General features: G+C 37.5%; 15 protein-coding genes. 4 read left to right on the plus strand and 11 right to left on the minus strand.

All coding sequences use genetic code 11. The annotated features are described in order from the left end of the window. Positions 1 to 80: 80 nt before the first annotated feature. The gene (locus tag AC3ZVC_RS20290) at positions 81 to 854 is read left to right on the plus strand and encodes an SDR family NAD(P)-dependent oxidoreductase (protein WP_214726615.1); all 774 of its coding nucleotides are present in this window, start codon (positions 81 to 83) and stop codon (positions 852 to 854) included. Positions 855 to 959: 105 nt separating this feature from the next. Here AC3ZVC_RS20290 and AC3ZVC_RS20295 read toward each other — a convergent pair whose 3' ends face one another. Beyond that, positions 960 to 1,940: a tRNA dihydrouridine synthase gene (locus tag AC3ZVC_RS20295; RefSeq protein WP_490064983.1), complete on the minus strand. Its 981-nt coding sequence runs from the start codon at positions 1,938 to 1,940 to the stop codon at positions 960 to 962. Between the two features lie 513 nt (positions 1,941 to 2,453). Further along, a complete protein-coding gene (locus AC3ZVC_RS20300; RefSeq protein WP_490064984.1) occupies positions 2,454 to 3,107 on the minus strand; it encodes an NAD(P)H-binding protein in 654 nt (217 codons plus the stop codon). Between the two features lie 282 nt (positions 3,108 to 3,389). Between AC3ZVC_RS20300 and AC3ZVC_RS20305 the strand changes: the two genes are divergently transcribed. The 3 genes from AC3ZVC_RS20305 to AC3ZVC_RS20315 all read left to right on the plus strand — a co-directional run bounded on the left by AC3ZVC_RS20305 (position 3,390) and on the right by AC3ZVC_RS20315 (position 7,020). Beyond that, the gene (locus tag AC3ZVC_RS20305) at positions 3,390 to 3,878 is read left to right on the plus strand and encodes a pyridoxamine 5'-phosphate oxidase family protein (protein ID WP_490064985.1); all 489 of its coding nucleotides are present in this window, start codon (positions 3,390 to 3,392) and stop codon (positions 3,876 to 3,878) included. Positions 3,879 to 4,340: 462 nt separating this feature from the next. Continuing rightward, positions 4,341 to 5,525 (plus strand): DUF4317 domain-containing protein, encoded by a 1,185-nt coding sequence (locus tag AC3ZVC_RS20310; protein ID WP_490064986.1) that lies wholly within the window; start codon positions 4,341 to 4,343, stop codon positions 5,523 to 5,525. A 592-nt stretch (positions 5,526 to 6,117) separates the two neighbouring features. Next, positions 6,118 to 7,020, plus strand: coding sequence for a branched-chain amino acid transaminase (locus AC3ZVC_RS20315; RefSeq protein WP_490064987.1), 903 nt, complete (start codon positions 6,118 to 6,120; stop codon positions 7,018 to 7,020). A 151-nt stretch (positions 7,021 to 7,171) separates the two neighbouring features. Here AC3ZVC_RS20315 and AC3ZVC_RS20320 read toward each other — a convergent pair whose 3' ends face one another. From AC3ZVC_RS20320 to AC3ZVC_RS20360, 9 genes are all read right to left on the minus strand, one after another. Next, positions 7,172 to 8,125: a ketopantoate reductase family protein gene (locus AC3ZVC_RS20320; protein WP_490064988.1), complete on the minus strand. Its 954-nt coding sequence runs from the start codon at positions 8,123 to 8,125 to the stop codon at positions 7,172 to 7,174. A 75-nt stretch (positions 8,126 to 8,200) separates the two neighbouring features. Beyond that, positions 8,201 to 9,475 carry a TRAP transporter large permease gene (locus AC3ZVC_RS20325; protein ID WP_490064989.1) on the minus strand — a complete coding sequence of 425 codons (1,275 nt, stop codon included), beginning with the start codon at positions 9,473 to 9,475 and terminating at the stop codon, positions 8,201 to 8,203. After that, the gene (locus tag AC3ZVC_RS20330) at positions 9,476 to 9,961 is read right to left on the minus strand and encodes a TRAP transporter small permease (protein ID WP_490064990.1); all 486 of its coding nucleotides are present in this window, start codon (positions 9,959 to 9,961) and stop codon (positions 9,476 to 9,478) included. It abuts the gene before it with no gap. 203 nt (positions 9,962 to 10,164) lie between these two features. Then, the gene (locus tag AC3ZVC_RS20335; RefSeq protein ID WP_490064991.1) at positions 10,165 to 11,199 is read right to left on the minus strand and encodes a TRAP transporter substrate-binding protein; all 1,035 of its coding nucleotides are present in this window, start codon (positions 11,197 to 11,199) and stop codon (positions 10,165 to 10,167) included. A 56-nt stretch (positions 11,200 to 11,255) separates the two neighbouring features. Then, positions 11,256 to 11,435, minus strand: a complete 180-nt coding sequence (locus AC3ZVC_RS20340) for an aldehyde dehydrogenase family protein (protein WP_490064992.1) — start codon at positions 11,433 to 11,435, stop codon at positions 11,256 to 11,258. Beyond that, positions 11,428 to 12,690 carry an NAD-dependent succinate-semialdehyde dehydrogenase gene (locus AC3ZVC_RS20345; RefSeq protein ID WP_490064993.1) on the minus strand — a complete coding sequence of 421 codons (1,263 nt, stop codon included), beginning with the start codon at positions 12,688 to 12,690 and terminating at the stop codon, positions 11,428 to 11,430. Before AC3ZVC_RS20345 ends, AC3ZVC_RS20340 begins: the two co-directional genes overlap by 8 nt. Positions 12,691 to 13,121: 431 nt before the next feature. Beyond that, entirely contained in the window at positions 13,122 to 14,210 is a 1,089-nt protein-coding gene (locus AC3ZVC_RS20350; protein ID WP_490064994.1) for a zinc-binding dehydrogenase, read from the minus strand. Positions 14,211 to 14,879: 669 nt separating this feature from the next. Then, positions 14,880 to 16,046 (minus strand): iron-containing alcohol dehydrogenase family protein, encoded by a 1,167-nt coding sequence (locus AC3ZVC_RS20355; protein WP_490064995.1) that lies wholly within the window; start codon positions 16,044 to 16,046, stop codon positions 14,880 to 14,882. Positions 16,047 to 16,293: 247 nt separating this feature from the next. Continuing rightward, the gene (locus AC3ZVC_RS20360; protein WP_490064996.1) at positions 16,294 to 17,439 is read right to left on the minus strand and encodes a GntR family transcriptional regulator; all 1,146 of its coding nucleotides are present in this window, start codon (positions 17,437 to 17,439) and stop codon (positions 16,294 to 16,296) included. Between the last annotated feature and the right edge of the window lie 98 nt (positions 17,440 to 17,537).

Raw genomic sequence — 17,537 nt, forward strand, 5'->3', positions numbered from 1 at the left:
GTTTTATGCTTAAAGTGTTCTATAAATCTCGAAATCGAGATATATTCAAATTTATTTTCCACAAAAGGAGGAAGACAAACATGGCAAGATTTGAAGATAAAGTAGTCATAGTTACTGGTGCAGCAGGCGGTATCGGGAAAGAAGTAGTACGAAAATTGGCCGGAGAACAGGCGAAAGTTGTCCTTGTTGATTTAAATGAAGACGCTATCAAAACTGTTCAAGCCGAGCTTGGTTTGACAGAAAAAAATAGCCTAGCGGTAAAGGCGGATGTTTCTAAAGAAGAAAATGTTAAAAATTATGTGGATAAAGCAATGTCTAAATTTGGACGCATAGATGGCTTTGTAAACAACGCAGGCGTTGAAGGTCCAGCTAAGCCACTTGAAGAAGTGACAGAAAAAGATTTTGACTTCGTATATGGTATTAACGTAAAAGGCGTACTTTTCGGTCTAAAATATGTATTACCGATCATGAAAGCACAAAAATCAGGTGCAATCGTTAATACTTCGTCAGTAGCTGGTTTAATCGGCTCACCAAGCATGGTTTTATATAACTCCTCTAAACACGCTGTAATGGGTATTAATAAAGTTGCAGCATTAGAAGCAGCTGCATTTAACGTTCGAGTGAACACAGTCAACCCAGGTGTGATTAATACAAAAATGATGCGTAACATTGAAGAAAACGTTGCACCAGGTGCAGCAGAAGCAGCAAAAGCAGCTTATAATGATGCAGTACCAATGAAACGCTACGGTGAACCTCAAGAGGTAGCTAACGTAATTGCATTTTTACTGTCTGACGAAGCTTCCTATGTGAGCTCATCTTCATACACAATCGATGGTGCTCTATACAACGTATAAAATTACAAAAAAGGTGCCTGGCCCCTCAGTCATTAACTTTTTAACATAGCCGGGGACAGGCACCAATATTAGTTCTTCACTTTTACCTTGAAATGGACACTTCTACTATTTCCCTATTCCATCAAGATTCTTTGCAGAAAATTTATCAAGCAATTCACGCACTCCATCTGTTGACTTTGTGTTCATCAATTGATTTCTTAATTCACTCGCCCCTCGAAATCCTTTGGCATAGATCTTGAAGAAGCGATGAAGAGCCGTGAACGGCCGCAGCTCTAAATGCGAATATTTATCATGGAGATCCATATGCAATCTTAAGAGGTCAAGCAATTCCTCACTGCTATGATCTTTCTTCTCCTTTTCAAAGGCAAATGGATTATGGAATATGCCGCGCCCAATCATTACCCCATCAACGCCATATTGATCGACTAGCTTCAAACCAGTCTGACGGTCAGGAATATCTCCATTGATCGTCAAAAGGGTATCAGGTGCCACCTGGTCGCGAAGTTTCTTAATCTCCGGGATCAGTTCCCAATGCGCAGGCACTTTGCTCATTTCGTCCCTTGTACGCAGATGAATGGAAAGATTAGCAATGTCTTGTTCCAAAATGTGTTTCAGCCAACCCTTCCATTCGTCTACTTCCGTGAAGCCAAGCCTTGTCTTTACACTTACCGGCAAACCTCCTGCTTTGGCTGCCTGAATCAATTCAGCTGCAACTTCCGGGCGACGGATCAGGCCGCTTCCCTTCCCGTGCTGTGCCACATTGGGTACAGGACAGCCCATATTGATATCCAATCCCTTAAAGCCCAATTCCGCCATGCCAATACTCATTTGCCGGAAGTATTCAGGTTTATCCCCCCATAAATGGGCTACAATTGGCTGTTCATCCTCTGTAAATGTCAAACGCCCACGCACACTATTAATCCCCTCAGGGTGACAATAACTATCCGAGTTTGTAAACTCAGTAAAAAATACATCAGGTCTGGCTGCTTCACTCACCACATGGCGAAAAACAACATCCGTCACCTCTTCCATTGGTGCTAATATAAAAAAAGGTCGTGGTAATTCACGCCAAAAATTGTCTTTCATAATTTAATCCAAATCCTCTCATTATGGGATACCAGGTAACATTTTATCCCAAAAATAAAAAGCAGCATATTTCTGCTACTTATACACTTATACCATGGTTAAGTACTTTTTATCAAACTGATTGGATTTTAACTTCACAATATCTGTACAACCAAAATATCTCCTTCTAAAATCCACTCCATACACCATTCCGTTGTCGAGTAAAATAAAGATTTGCTAAAAAAGACTGAAAAGAATTTAGAGGAACATTTGATTTAAAAAATTTAACAAAAAAGACTCCAAAATCGCAAAAGTCTTCTTTTTAAGAAATCAGGGTCGGACTAGCAAAAGTTTATTTTAGGGGTTGCCCTCAGTCATTAACGTATTAACTCAGCCGAGGTCAGCACCAATGTTCTAAATATTCCCTTTACTACAACATATAATCCCTTCCCGTTCTAAACGATTGCAGCATAAAAAATAACTTTGACCTTATTGGACAAAGTTATTAGGAGCTTAATCTATTTTTTGATTGATCTATTGCTTAATTCCGGCACATTCCCGAATCGCTTTTCCTTCAAGCGTAAAAATGCCGCTTCCTTTTGTTTTAACGGAATAGATCATAGCTTGGGCCAATATTTCTGTCGGCAGAGGTTCCTGAGAGCGAAGCAGTCCAAATTTATTAAAAAACTGTATGGCTTTCATTCCAGCAACTTCCATGGTTCTATCACTATTTTTTCGAATCAATACAGGCGGGTTAAAGATGGACAGCTTTGGAAATCCTAAAGCTTTTACCGCTTCTTCTAACTGTCCCTTCATCCTTGTATAAAAAAAGAGAGAATTAGGCGATGAGCCCCCCGAAGATACTAATACATAAGTGTTCACATTGTTATTTCTGGCCATTTTCGCAAAATGATATTGATAGTCGTAATCGATTTTCCATTGAGCTTCTTTACTTCCCGCAGCTTTCAAGGTAGTTCCCAGACAAGAAAACAAAACATCGCCCTTCACCAAGTGCTTCCATTGTTCTGATTGATCAAAGTCAATCACATGCACCTTTAATTTTTCATGCTGGATAGGAAGATCCCGTCTGACAAAAATATCAACCTGATGAAAAGAATCATCTTCCAGCAATAAATCCAGCAAGTCCTTGCCTGTTGCTCCCGTAGCTCCTATTATTAATGCGTGCATTTTCTTCTCCTCATATTTTAAATAGTTTCTTTGAAATAATATAACACGTCGCTCTAATATAGTGAATAAGTCTTATCTGGGCTTCTTTCTGCTTCTAATTTTTGCTCCTCTCAAACTGGCGAAATAAAAACCTGGCTATTTTTTAAGATTTAAATTAGGAAAATACTATTTCTCTGCACGTTTCGGTTGTTCAGTTTCTTTTTTTTTGAGTGAAGCCATACCTGAATAAATGCTGATATAAAGGGTAATATACCTCTATAAAACTTTTATGAGGTGATGGAAATGTCTAACAGGATGAACCAAGAAGAAATAGAAACGTTTAGAGAGTTAATCAAAGACATAGACACGGCCATGCTGACCACGGTAACTGAAGAAGGACTTGTTTCCCGTCCCATGAAAACACAGGAAGTAGAGTTTGATGGGGACTTATGGTTTTTCACGAAAAAAGAGACGAATAAATATGATGAAATTTTACATGACCAGGATGTTAATGTGGCTTATGCAGGTAAATCCTATGTTTCCGTCCGCGGAAAAGCGGAAATCATTGAGGACTTAGACAAGAAAAAGGAATTGTGGAGCAAAGCATATGATAAAATTATGCAAACTTCCTATGATGATCCTAATGTTGTCTTAATAAAAATAAAAGCAGAAGCAGCCGAATATTGGGAAACTGGTAATTTTACGAAGAGGATTGCCTTTCTCTATAAACGGATGACAGGGCAAAGCTCTGAATCGTCAGATGTTAATGAAACGGTTGAATTGAATAAATAACAGCAAAAATGGGTTGTCTAATTATATGACAATCCATTTTTTTATATTGAGTCATGTTGATATATTTGCAGCTGTATTAATCTACGGGTTCATACTTGTAGGTGAAGTTCGATTATTTAGCTCTACTTTATTACCTTCATTTAGGTATTGCAATAATTGTAAGCTCCCATTTCCCCTTTTATGCTTGTTTTCAATGAAAAGGAGCCTGCCTCCCCCCAATCATTAACGTATTAACGAAGCCGGGGTCAGGCACCAATATCATCAGGCAAAATATCAGCACTCCACATTCACCTCGCCAGCGCTAATCCCGGCCGGTAAATATCAAATCACAAATCACCAGCCAAATTAATTAACAAATCTCTTTTCAAAAAAGCGAAAATAAATAGATTAATTTATAAAGCTGATGTATTTTGTTATTCTAGTAAATATGCATATTGGGCAGCTTAGGAGTGGATATTAACCGTGAACAAAAAAGACATCGCACAGATTCGGAAACAATTTAAGCTAAATAATGACTTACTAAAGATCTCAGATATTTTCAATGTCTATATTATGAAGGAATCAAGCGAGATTTATCATTATGAGAGCCAGCCTTTTGAAATGCTGGACCAGGATCAGCAGGAGCTATTTATGGATAACTTCAAAAAGCTGCTTGGCGGCCAATTGGATGAAAAGCTCTTTGAATTAAAGTTTCAGAGGGATGCCGAAAACAGCAGTCAGCTCATCCTGCATCAAGGATTGCTAAGCAGTGATGCGGAAAGCTGGACGGATCAAATGCTTCAGATAGTCGGCAAAATGCTGGGAGTCCGGCAATATGAAAAGGATATTGTCGTTACGTTCATTCGCGGGGAGTATCTTAAACCAATGAAACGCCGCAATGCAGAAGCCGAGGAAAGTGAACGGGATGCCGTTTATTCTCATCCCTTTATACTTTGCAGTATAAATAACACTCAAGAACCGAAGAAAGAACTGCTTTTTGACTATGTAGAAAAGGAATTTAAATATCATTTTACTGTTGATCCGATTATCAACCTCAAAGCACCCATTTCAGGGTTCCTATTTCCTTGCTTCACCGATCATGCAGCTGATGTCAATCACGTCTTGTATTCAGCAGGCAAGGTCCATGAGCCCGACCACCAGTTCATAGAGGACGTTTTAAACGGGGAAGAAACGATGACGGCGCAGGATGATAAAATCGTTTTCGAGGAAATTATTAAAGACGTAACAGGAGATCAGCTAAGCACATCAACACTTTCCAACGTATATGAAGAGATTAACCGGATGATCGTGGAAAACGAAGAGGATGAACCGCCGAAGCTGGATTATCAAGACGTTGAACGTGTTTTAAAGGTGAGCGGTCTCGAAGATATTAATTCAGAAAAGGTCCAATCCGCTTATCAAAAAATCATCGACGATGACAAATATGAAATAAAGGCAAACAGCGTCCTTCCCAAGTTTAATTCAAAATCAATAAAAATCAGCACAAAAGCAGCCAACATTTCCATCAGCCCTCAGGATCTTAGATATGTAAAACAAGTCCATTTTGACGGCAAGCGTTACCTGATGATCGAGGTGGAAGAAGATACCGTGATTGAAGGCTTCACGATGATTCCCGAAACTTTTGGCGGGGGCCCGGATAAAGAATAAAGAAGCAGGTAAACGGTTGTGGTAAACTTGCTTCATTCCGAAAGAAATGCAGGTCTGCGCTTCCTATATAACACAAACAAAAAATGAATTCCTATTTGGGAATTCCTTTTTTATAGGAAGGCTGTTTTCGAAACCTTTGTTGCTTACAAACTAGTTTTAATTTACTGAGTTGATTGGAGTGGAAGGCACTTGATCCTCGAAAATGCATTCGCATTTTCTTCGTGCGGTGCTTATTCGAGGAAGCTTATTCAATGTCCTGCGGGACGAGAGGGAGCGGGAGACCCCGCAGGCGTGAAACGCCGAGAAGGCTCCCGTTCCTCCCCGCGGAAAGCAAGTGACTGGAGCGGGAATCAACGGGCAAGCTTTAGAGTCCAAAAACAACAATCTATATGAAAAGAGCCTATAGGAAAGATAGACAAACCTATCATTTTAATATCCTCAGAAGCAGTTTCAAAAATGGTGCCTGACCCCTAAGTCATTAACGTATTAACGTAGCCGGGGTCAGGCACCATTATTATGAAAAGTATAAATAAAATTTTAGGATTCTAAATATAAATATAAAATAATATCTTTTGATGGGAGAAAAAATAAAATGTATGTGTTTGATCAGGGAAGAATTTTAGAAGAATCCCAAGTTTCTGTTAGCATAAGAAATAAAGGATTAAATTATGGGTTGGGATGCATTGAGGGGATAAGGGCTTTTTGGAATGAAAGACAAAACCAGCTATATATTTTCCGCATCTATGATCATTTTAAGCGTCTCCACGAATCTGGAAATATACTTCATATTCAAGTCCCTTTTTCAATAAACAACTTAATTGATTGGACGATTCAACTATTAAGAAAGAATAATTTCCGGGAAGATGTCTATATTCGTCCCATTTGCTATAAAGGAGCAGATTTAATTGGTCCTGGTTTGGCAGATCCTTTTAATCGTGTAAGTATGTATTGCACTAAATTAGAATATAAGCCAAAGCCGGCTTTAAGGGTTTCTATATCTTCATGGAACCGTCTGGGCAATAATGTTATTCCCCCTCAGGCAAAGTCAACAGGAGGATACTTAAACTCCGGTTTAGCTACTACGGAAGCAATTTTGAATGGTTTTGATGAAGCTATTTTATTAACAGATAAGGGGCATGTATCTGAGGGACCAGGTGAAAATATTTTTATTATAAAAAACAATAAATTGATTACCCCGCCCATTTCCGATAACATACTGGCAGGAATTACACGGGATACTGTTATAAAAATAGCAACAAACATATTAAAGATCCCTGTTTATGAACAAAGTTTATCAAGATCTGAACTTTACTCTGCGGATGAAGTTTTTTTTACAGGCACAGCAATAGGCATAAAGCCGATAATAAACATTGATAATAGAGTAATAGGGAAAGGCGCCGAAGGCAATACGACGAAATATCTCCGGCTATATTATGAGGATATCGTCAGAGGAAATAATCCTAGTTTCCTAGGTTATTGTACACAGGTATACTAGCGGTTATGATTTATAGGGCTGATAAGAGGGTGCCTGTCCCCTTGGTCATTAACCAGCTGGGGTCAGGCACCTTTTTTCCCGTTCTAGAAGAGTTTTATTATTTCTGGGGCAGTTGAATTTTCAAAAAAATGAAAATTAAGGTTTGGCTTTTTTATCTAGATACATTTATAATTTTTTCAGCTTTCTCTAACTTTGCTTTTTCTTCGATAACATGAAGCATCTGGCACAATTGCTCATTAATTGGAGTTGGTATATTATATTTCCTTCCCAATTCACAAACAACCTTCCCGAAATATTCCACTTCCGTTTTTCTGCCTGCTTCCACGTCTTGGAGCATTGAAGTTTTTCCTTCTGGTGAAAGTTTTTTTATCGTTTCTCCAACCCTTTTTATATCTTCTTCGTTTAGGTGAACTCCTACCTTTTCAGAAATAGCTGCGACCTCATACATGGCTGATTCCACTAATCCAAGAGCTTCAGGTACTTTTTGGAAAACCCCATACGGTGCTCGTAATATAGCCGATACTTGATTAACTCCTACATTAAGCATAAACTTCCACCACAATGTCCGCCACATATCATCTGGAATTTCAAAATCAATGTCAGCTCGTTCAAACAATTCTTTTACTGCAAGAACATCTTCCGATACAGACTTGTCTTTTTCTCCGTAATAAATTTTCCCTAGACTAGAAAATGAAATCTGATTAGATTCTCTTACTGCATCAATACCTACACTCATACTGTATAGAATATGCTCATTTTTATATGCTTGGTTTATTTCCTCTTCACTGGATATGCCATTTAACAACGAGAGAATGATTGTATCAGGGCCTACATGATTCCTAATATCCTTTATCGCTTGAGGAAGCTCAGCATTTTTAACAGCTATCATGATAAAATTTACGGGTTCAGTTTTTGTTTCGGGAGTTACGTAATTGAACCGATACTCCTTTCTATTGATTTGGAAAGGATTATTTTGATATCTCTTAATTCGCTCAGAGTTTGCAATAACTCGGAACGAGCCTTGTAAACTATCATGTAACTTGGTGCCATAAGCAGCACCTATTGCACCTAGTCCAATCAAAGATACTGAATTAATTTTTTTCATTTGCATATGTCTCCTTCCCTGTAACTATCTTAATCCTTAAATTCATTCATTTTATTAACCTGTCATGCTATTATATTACTTCAAAAGCTGTGGCAACCAAAGGCTTAATTCAGGAATAAAACTAATGATCATTAAATCAACTAATAAAATTATTATGAATGGCAAAATAGCTTTTGTTATATCAACCAATTTGATCTTTGCAATCTCACAGGATATAAATAGATTTACACCGACAGGAGGTGTACACATACCCATAGCTAAGTTGACAATCATAATGATCCCAAAGTGGACCGGATCTATACCAAATTCCATAGCAACTGGAGCCAGAATTGGTGCAAGGATGATAATTGCGGCTGATGCATCAAAAATCATTCCTACTAATAAAAGCAATACGTTTATACACAGTAAGAAAACAATCGCATTCCCCGAAGCATTGGTAAAGAATTCTGCTACCATCTTTGGTACACCTTCGCGGCTTAAAATCCATCCAAACAACCCTGCATTCGCAATAATAAACATGATTACAGTTGTTGTAATAGTAGAGTTACTAAGGATAGGTAAGATATCCTTTAATTTAATTTCCTTATAGACAAATACACCGACAAGAAAGGCATAAGCGACAGCCACTACTGCTGCCTCCGTAGGGGTAAATATTCCTCCATAAATTCCACCCAGTATAATAACAGGCATTAATAATGCTAAAATAGCTTCTTTAAATGCCTTAAATCTTTCAGGCCAACTTGCACGACTTTCACTAGGATATCCCCTTCTTTTCGCAATGACATATACAGCAATTGCTAAAGATAAAGAAATCAAAATCCCAGGGATAACTCCTGCGATAAACATATCACTAATCGACGTTTCGGTAGATATTCCATATAAGATCATTGGAATACTTGGCGGAATGATGACCCCTAATTCCCCAGATACTGCTTGGACGGCACCCGCATAATTACGATGATAGCCGCGATTGATCATTCCGGGAATAAGAATGCTCCCTAGAGCTGCAACGGTTGCTGCACCTGATCCGGATATCGCTGCAAAAAGCATAGATGACAAAACTACAACTAGTCCGATTCCACCCGTAATATGACCAGTCATAGCGTTTGCAAAGTTAATTAAACGTTTGGAAATTCCTCCGTGTTCCATTAAGACTCCTGCTAGAATAAAGAACGGAATTGCCATTAAAGGAAAGGAATCAATTGAAGAAAATTCGCGTTGAACTAAGGTAATGAGGGGAATTCCTCCATCCCACCAGATTGCAATTGCAGAAGCAAATCCCAAAGAAAGGGCTACCGGCACTCCAAGAATGAGGAAGATAATTAAGCAGATGAATAGAACCGATATCATTTACTTTTCACCTTCCTTTTTTTTAAAAGTCTCAATCAAAACGGCAATTGCATTCATAATTAATAACAAAGCACCGATTGGGATACAGGCATAAAACACAGACATAGGTATCCGTAATGCTGCTGATTCCTGCATATGTACTTTATCCACCATTTGAATACCCTGCACAAAAAGAATAATAAAAAAAATAATACTTATGATCTGAATAACAAGTGTCAACAAACTCTTACTGTGCCCCTTAAGCCTATCGGGTAATATTTCTACTGCAATAAGTTTTTGATTACGAAGGGCTACTGCTGCAGCAATAAAAATAATATAAGCCATTAGCAATCGCGCCAGTTCTTCAGACCATGTAATAGAAGACCCCAATATAAATCTTGAAAAAATTTGAGCCATTATTGTAATACTCATAACAGCAAGTAATATTCCAAGGAAAGTCTTAATCCACTGGTTTACTAAATCTATAACTCTTAGGATAGCAATCAAGAGATGTCACTCCTTTCTATCATTCTTTGAGTGTTTTATTGATAGTGAATTTAACGAAAGGTTGTTTTTGCTGTCTAGTTTGCCTTACCATTACTTCTATTTTGTAGAAAAAGAAGCTGTCAAGGAAGCTTGTCTTGACGGCTTCTTTCCTAAGATATTTACAAGGGATTTTACCTGTTCTAGTATCTTTTAAATACCCTCTTCTATTTTGTATCTTTAATTTTCTGGATAATCTCGCCAAATTCACTTTCGTATTTTTTATAAATTTCTTCAGAGGCCTTCTCAAATCCCTCACGATCAAAATCTTCACTTTTTACAATATCCATTCCTTTTTCTTCAATTTCCTTCAAGAACTCTTCATCCATGTCGGCAATGTACTGTCTTTGATGATCTCTGGCTAAATATGCCGCATCCTGGACAACCTTTTGCAGTTCAGGAGAAAGACTGTCAAATAGCTCTTTGTTCAATGTAAAAGGTGCTGCACCATACAAATGATTGGAAATGGTAAGGTGCTTTTGAACTTCATATAATTTTGATGAAACAACAATACTTAGAGGATTTTCCTGGCCATCCACTACACCCTGCTGCAGTGCAGAAAATACCTCTGTAAAGGACATAGGCGTTGGACTGGCACCATATTGGGTGAATGAATCAACAATAACCTTATTTTCTTGAGTTCTAATCTTTAGATTCTTTAAATCTTCTAAGTTTTTTATAGGATGTTTACTATTTGTGATATTCCTGAAACCGTTTTCAGGCCACGCGATAAGTTTCAGCCCTGCTCCTTCAATTGCTGTAGCAATTTCTTCCCCTATTTCTCCATCCAAAACCTTATAAGCGTGTTCTTGATCCCTGAACATAAAGGGGAAATCTAAAACGTTTACGAGTGGAGTAAAATTACCCAACACAGCCGAACTGGATATAACACCATCTAAGCTCCCAAGTTGAACGGCTTCAATCATTTCACGGTCTCCACCTAATTCACCATTTGGGTGAAGTGAAACCTCAATTTGCCCATTTGAATTTTTCTCGACTTCTTCTTTAAATTTCGTCAAAAACACATGGAAAGGCGATGTTTCTGATGTAACACTTCCCAGAGCAATTTGAATAGTTTCCGTTTCATCATCCTCTTTGGAAGCATCGCCGTTATTGGCGCTTGTCTCATTATTTTTGCTGCAACCTACTATAACAGCAAGTAATAAAAAAGCAGTTAATAGAAAAGCTAATCTTTTTTTCATCAATCTTCCTCCTGATTACAAATAATATAAGATTTAATAGAATTACTTTTCTTTCTCTAGAAATTGAGCTGAAAGGAGAGATACTTGTACTCTAAATAATCATCAATGCCATACTTTCCGCCTTCACGTCCAACACCAGATTCTTTAATTCCTCCAAACGGTGCTTGTGCGACTGTTGGCAAAGGATCATTAATTCCTACAATTCCATAGTCTAATTTTTCTGGAACCCTAAACATACGGAGATCCGTCGTTTGTAAAGATATAGGAGGCAAGACCATACATGGTATCATTTGCATATCTAATCGCCTCTTCCTCAGTTTCAAAGGTAAAAATAGGAGCAACTGGTCCAAATGTTTCTTCATAAGCAATTTTCATATCATGCTTTGCATTTAGAAGAACCGTAGGTGCGAAAAAGTTTCCCTTTTCATACTCTCCTTCTATTAGTCTTCTTCCTCCGCAAAGAATCGTAGCTCCTTTTTCTATGGCATCATCAATATGCTCTTGGGCTTTTGCAGTTGCTTCAGTATTAATTAGCGGACCAATGGTTACTCCCTCTGTAAGACCGTTTCCAATTTTTAATCTTTTCATCTTTTCTGCTAAGATGGCGGAGAATTGCTCAGCAACTGATTCTTGAACATATATTCTATTTACACATACACAGGTTTGACCTGCGTTCCGAAATTTACTTGCCATAACACCCTCGGCAGCAAGCTCAAGATCGGCATCTTCAAACACAAGAAATGGTGCATGTCCACCCAGTTCCATGGATACTTTTTTCATTGTCTTTGCAGATTCACGTACTAGTTCTTTCCCTACTTCTGTAGAGCCAGTGAAGGTTATTTTGCGAACAGCAGGACTGTCCATCATTGCTCCAACTACCTCAGATGCAGAACCATTAACAAGGTTAGCTACTCCAGCAGGAACCCCAGCAGTATGTAATGCCTTGAAAACTTCAATCGCTGCCAAAGGGGTTGCGGATGCTGCTTTTACAATAATGGTGCAGCCAGCAGCTAGGGCTGGTGCCAACTTTCTTGTAATCATAGCAAACGGGAAGTTCCATGGCGTAATGGCACCTACCACCCCTATTGGTTGGCGAAGCACAATTAATCGCTTGTTTGATGCTGATGCAGGAATCGTATCTCCATAAATACGCTTTCCTTCTTCCGCATACCAATCAAGATAGTCAATTCCCAAATTGATTTCCCCAATCGCCTCGGCCTTTGGCTTGCCCATTTCACGAGTAATAATCTCTGCAATTGCTTCAGTACTCTCCCGAAGAATATCTGCTGTTTTCTTTAGGTAAATATAACGCTCCTTTGCTGTTAGAATTGACCATGATTTAAATGCTTCTTCTGCGACCTTGATAGCTTCTTCAGTATCAGCTGTGCTGCCCTTTGCTACCTCTTGCACTAATTCTCCAGTAGCCGGATCAATAACATCAAAAGTTTTTTTAGAAATTGCCTCTCTAAATTCACCATTAATATATAGCATTGTTTTCCTCCTCTATTTAATTCTTTATTCCTAGTAAAATTAATCTCCTATCAAAAATTTAGGAAGTTTTACGTAAACATTAAAAGATTAAATGTGTAATTATTAATATAAACAGTAAAGGTGAAACCTGAATAATATGGGTGGTTAATATAATATCATCCAATGTTTTTGCAACTACCTCAGCCTCAACTAAAAATTGTTTTACCAACACCATTAATAAATCAACTTGAACACATCCAGTTCCGATATTAACAGGAAATGGAGCAAACTCTATTTTTTCCTTCTAAATAACTTAATGATCTTAGATTCAGTACTACAACGAATAAAAATTAATGATTGGATAGGGATATGCCCTTAATCTCTCCTCCTACCGGAAGATATAAAGTTAATTCCAAAATAATAAAGGATATTGGATCCATTAATAGCTAATATTAATCTCCGATAACGATCGAAGCCCTCGTTATTTCGCGTTTTATTGATTTATCAAGTGCAATAGCAATTTCATCTAAAGCAAAGTCAGCATCCAGCAGCTCGTTAAAAGGATACTTATTAATATTTTTGGAAAGAAATTGAAGAGCTTTGTTTAGATACCAAGGGTCATATTGTATGACAGGTATGATTTGTATTGACTTTCTAGTGAGTTCTCCAGGAGAAATGGAGGTCTGCTCAGTAGGTGAAACGTTGCCAATACTCAGGTATCTTCCACCTCTCCGAATCAAAGCGATTCCTTCAGAAAACGCTGCAGCTACACCAGTCATTTCAATTCCTATATCTGCACCTCGGTCATTAGTTAAGTCAAGAACGGCTTGAATTCTTTTATGCACTGTATCAAACTCGTTCATGTCAATAATATAATCTGCCCCGAATTTTTTTGCCTTCTCTAATCGACTTTTTACCCCATCGATGATTATTACAGTTGCACCTAGCTCTTTAGCCATAACAGTAGCATTTAACCCAAGTCCTCCTGCTCCCTGTATAACCACCGTTTCTCCGTATCGAAGGTTTGCTTTTTCGATTCCGAAATATACTTGAGATAATGCACAGTTTGCACTTGCAGCAACAGTATCAGGCACATTATCAGGTACCTTATAAAAATATTGATTTGGATTGATATAGTAGTGAGAAGCAAAAGTTCCGTGGAAATGCGGTGCTTCTTCCGGCATTTTTGACCAAGGCTCATAAGCTCGTTCACAAAGATGGAATTGCCCAGCTTGACAAGTTCCACATTTTTGACAGGTTAAAAAATAAGCAGCGGCTACTCGGTCCCCTACTTTAATTGGCTGGCCTGCATAATCGGTCACAACCCTTTCACCAATCTTTTGGATAACACCTACCATTTCATGACCTAATACACCAGTCTTTTTGAAAGGGTGATGCCCCTGCCAGATATGGAGTTCGTATCCACACACATTAGTTCGTGTCACTTTGACTAATACAGCTTCAGGTTCAACGTTGGGTAAGTCATATTCTTGAAGAACTAAATTACCAGGCCTAGTCATCATTGCTATTTTCCCCTTCATTTTTTACCTCCATTTTTTCTATTTTTTGAACAGTGTTTTTGCAAGCCTAAAGTACAAGCAAAAGTCTGAAGCCATAAACCACTTTATAAAATAAAAATATTTTACCTTTACCGCATTGTTGTAATAGATTTTTTTTGATTTTATAAGGACGCTCTTTGCAAGCCCGCAGGGTTTATGATAAATATTTATAGTAGTATATCAACATCGTGTACAACTTTTTTGACTTGTCCATTTAATCCTATTCATTAACGTTTTCCTATATGTACTTTCATACGGATTATTTTTATTTTTTTCATATATAAAAGTGTAGGTTTTGAATATTTAACAAGGAGGTTCTAAAACTTTTGCACCTTGCTCTTTAAGTTTTCCTTTTGCTGAAATTTCGGAACCTTTCCTATAACTTGAATTCTTGTTCTACTTTTTTCATATTTGATCTGTTATAAAGTCTACCCACCTCCCTCACGATTGGGTTAGAACTAGCAACCTCTATCCTTTCAATCTATCGGAAGGATAATTTGCATCTAGATTAGTATTTCTCTTCTCTCTTTAACTGTAGGAACATAAAAAAAAGGTGCCTGGCCCCTCAGTTATTAACGTAACCGGGGTCAGGCACCAATATTTACAATATCCCTATTTTAGTACTTGAACTTTAAATGAACTTTTTAATTGCTAAACTAGCATAAAAGGATTTTCACCTGAAAAGGCAGCTTTATATATTTTTTCAACGTCTTTTTCAGTAACCTTACGTGCGTTGATAAGAACGTTTCCACTTTTAAATGTGTCCCTAATCATTTTTGGAATTAGGTCTTCATTTACTTTTAATTCTTTAAAAGACAGAGGGATACCCAAATGGTGATTAATATTAATAACCTCTTTTACTCCAGCCTCTGCCAATTCAATTACGTTTTCTTTATTAGGCACTCCAAGTTTCCTTGCAAATTTCGCATGTAATTCAGGGTTCCCTACGAGGTTAAAACTTAGAATGTAAGGAAGTAATATAGCATTAGCTAATCCATGAGGGACTCCAGCTAATCCACTTACAGGATGAGACATCGCATGTACCAAGCCTAAACGTGAAAGACTAAATGACATTCCTGCTAAAGCACTTGCATACAACATTTCACTAAGCGACTCTGCGTTTCCACCTGCAGCAGCTTTGCGGATATTTTTTCCTATCATACCAATTGCTTTTAATGCACAGGCATCAGCAAACCAATTTTCATTTTTGTTTGTTAATGCTTCCACAGCATGGGTTAGTGCATCCATACCGGTTGATGCTACAAGATGTGGAGGTAAACTAAAAAGTAATTCCGGATCGAGAATTGCCACTTTGGGTATTAAATAATTTGAGACAAATGGAACTTTCATATGTTCTTCATCTGTTATTACAGTAACATTTGTAACTTCTGATCCTGTACCACATGTTGTCGGAATAGCCACTAATGGTGGTATAGGGAATTTAATCTTATTTAATCCTGCTAAATCTTTTAAGGATTCATTTTTATTAGAAATAAGAATTCCTGCCCCCTTGGCTGTATCAATTGAACTTCCTCCACCAATTGCTAAAATTCCATCACATTGCTCCTCAACATAAAAATTCTTTGCTGAATGCACACATTCTATATCTGGGTCTGGAATTACTTTATCAAACAGGGAATAAGAAAGACCCTGACTTTCTAGAATCTGAATTACATCATCTAAAATCCCCGATTTAACAATCCCATTATCACAAACAATCATAACCTTTTCACACTTTAGTGAACTAAATTCACCAACTACCGATTTTCGTGAACCTTTTCCATATTTTATATTTATCGGAAAATCTATACTAAACATATTTTCCACTTCCTTTCTCAATTTGGAAATCCAATTTGAGAAGAAAGTACTTTTCATCTTATTTTAAACGAAGTACTACTTCTCAAACGGTTTTTTACGATCGATATTAAGTTTCTTGTTTACTTTTATTATTTATTTCAAAATACCAATATTTTAATAGGATATTTAAATATTTTGTTATTTAAAAAAAGAGCCTGACCCCTCAGTCATTAACGTATTAACGAAGCCGGGTCAGGCACCAATATTTTTACACATTTACGTTTACTTTTTCTTTCGTTTTCCTGGTTCGAATATCCATCGTTGATTGGTTGATGACAAGCTCTGGTTCATAGACGATTGACTGTGGCCTCACCTGCACTTTACCAGGTGGCAACATGTATCTGTTACTAATCAAATCAACGATCATTTTAGCAGCGTCTTCCCCCATTTTAAACTTCGGATGTTTTACAGTCGTTAATTTCACTTCCGAAGCCTGTGCAAGGAATGAATCATCATAACCGACAAGGGAGATATCTTTGGGAACATGTATATTTCTTTCTCGAAAAATATCAAGTAATCGAATTGCTAATTCGTCATTATAGCAAACAACTGCAGTTGGAATATTTTGCGATGAAAGAATTCCTTTTAATTTTTCAAGCGGCCTTGTCATTTTATCCTCTGAAGAATACGCAATGAGATTGGTAGGGTCTATCGGAATTTGATTATCCCGGTGGGCCTTTATATAACCTTTCATGCGCTTGACCCCCTGGACATCATCGGTTTTAAAGAAGCCTAATATATTCCGATGGCCCAGTTTAATCAAATAGTCGGTTTGTAAGTACCCGCCCTTTTCATCATTCATAACTAAGCTTGGAGGTTCAAGCTCATTGTAAAAAGCATTAATCATAATATAAGGAATATTTAAACGTTCTAGATTAAAATAGTAGTTTAAATTAGGATTTGGAAGAGCGCTTTTCGTCGGTTCAATAATTATCCCATCAATTTGCTTAGTTAATATGTTCTCTAGTATCCGGCGCTCACTGTCAACACTGTTGTTCGTACAATAGAGACTTACTTGAAAATCCTGTTTACTTAAATAAGATTCTGCTCCTTGAATAATGGAGGGAAATATATAATCAGAAAGATAAGTGGTTATAATGGCTACACTTTTACCATTACGATTCGATGCATTTGAATTGATTGTGCGTTCCGCACAAAAAGTTCCTGCCCCCTGCTTACGGTACAGCCACCCCTCTTCAACTAATTTACCTACCGCAAGACGGATGGTGTGGCGACTTACACCAAAAGATTTCATCAATTCATTTTCGGAACTTATTTTTTGATGAGGAAAATAAGTGCCATCTAATATTTTGGACTTTATTTGTTGTTTAACTCTGTTATATTTTGTTTGCACTTAATCATCCCGCTTCCTAGTAAAGTTAACTATTAAACAGATTTAATAGGTTATGCCAAGCGATAGGACACGAGGAATATACCAGTTCAAACCCCTAT

It is taken from the genome of Cytobacillus sp. C11.1 (genome assembly GCF_058145115.1).

Coding starts and splice junctions, on each gene's coding strand:
- AC3ZVC_RS20350 (WP_490064994.1), bottom strand. CDS start 14,210: ATGAAGGGGAAAATAGCAATGATGACTAGGCCTGGTAATTTAGTTCTT.
- AC3ZVC_RS20315 (WP_490064987.1), top strand. CDS start 6,118: ATGTATGTGTTTGATCAGGGAAGAATTTTAGAAGAATCCCAAGTTTCT.
- AC3ZVC_RS20295 (WP_490064983.1), bottom strand. CDS start 1,940: ATGAAAGACAATTTTTGGCGTGAATTACCACGACCTTTTTTTATATTA.
- AC3ZVC_RS20345 (WP_490064993.1), bottom strand. CDS start 12,690: ATGCTATATATTAATGGTGAATTTAGAGAGGCAATTTCTAAAAAAACT.
- AC3ZVC_RS20355 (WP_490064995.1), bottom strand. CDS start 16,046: ATGTTTAGTATAGATTTTCCGATAAATATAAAATATGGAAAAGGTTCA.
- AC3ZVC_RS20290 (WP_214726615.1), top strand. CDS start 81: ATGGCAAGATTTGAAGATAAAGTAGTCATAGTTACTGGTGCAGCAGGC.
- AC3ZVC_RS20335 (WP_490064991.1), bottom strand. CDS start 11,199: ATGAAAAAAAGATTAGCTTTTCTATTAACTGCTTTTTTATTACTTGCT.
- AC3ZVC_RS20340 (WP_490064992.1), bottom strand. CDS start 11,435: ATGTTTAGGGTTCCAGAAAAATTAGACTATGGAATTGTAGGAATTAAT.
- AC3ZVC_RS20305 (WP_490064985.1), top strand. CDS start 3,390: ATGTCTAACAGGATGAACCAAGAAGAAATAGAAACGTTTAGAGAGTTA.
- AC3ZVC_RS20325 (WP_490064989.1), bottom strand. CDS start 9,475: ATGATATCGGTTCTATTCATCTGCTTAATTATCTTCCTCATTCTTGGA.
- AC3ZVC_RS20320 (WP_490064988.1), bottom strand. CDS start 8,125: ATGAAAAAAATTAATTCAGTATCTTTGATTGGACTAGGTGCAATAGGT.
- AC3ZVC_RS20300 (WP_490064984.1), bottom strand. CDS start 3,107: ATGCACGCATTAATAATAGGAGCTACGGGAGCAACAGGCAAGGACTTG.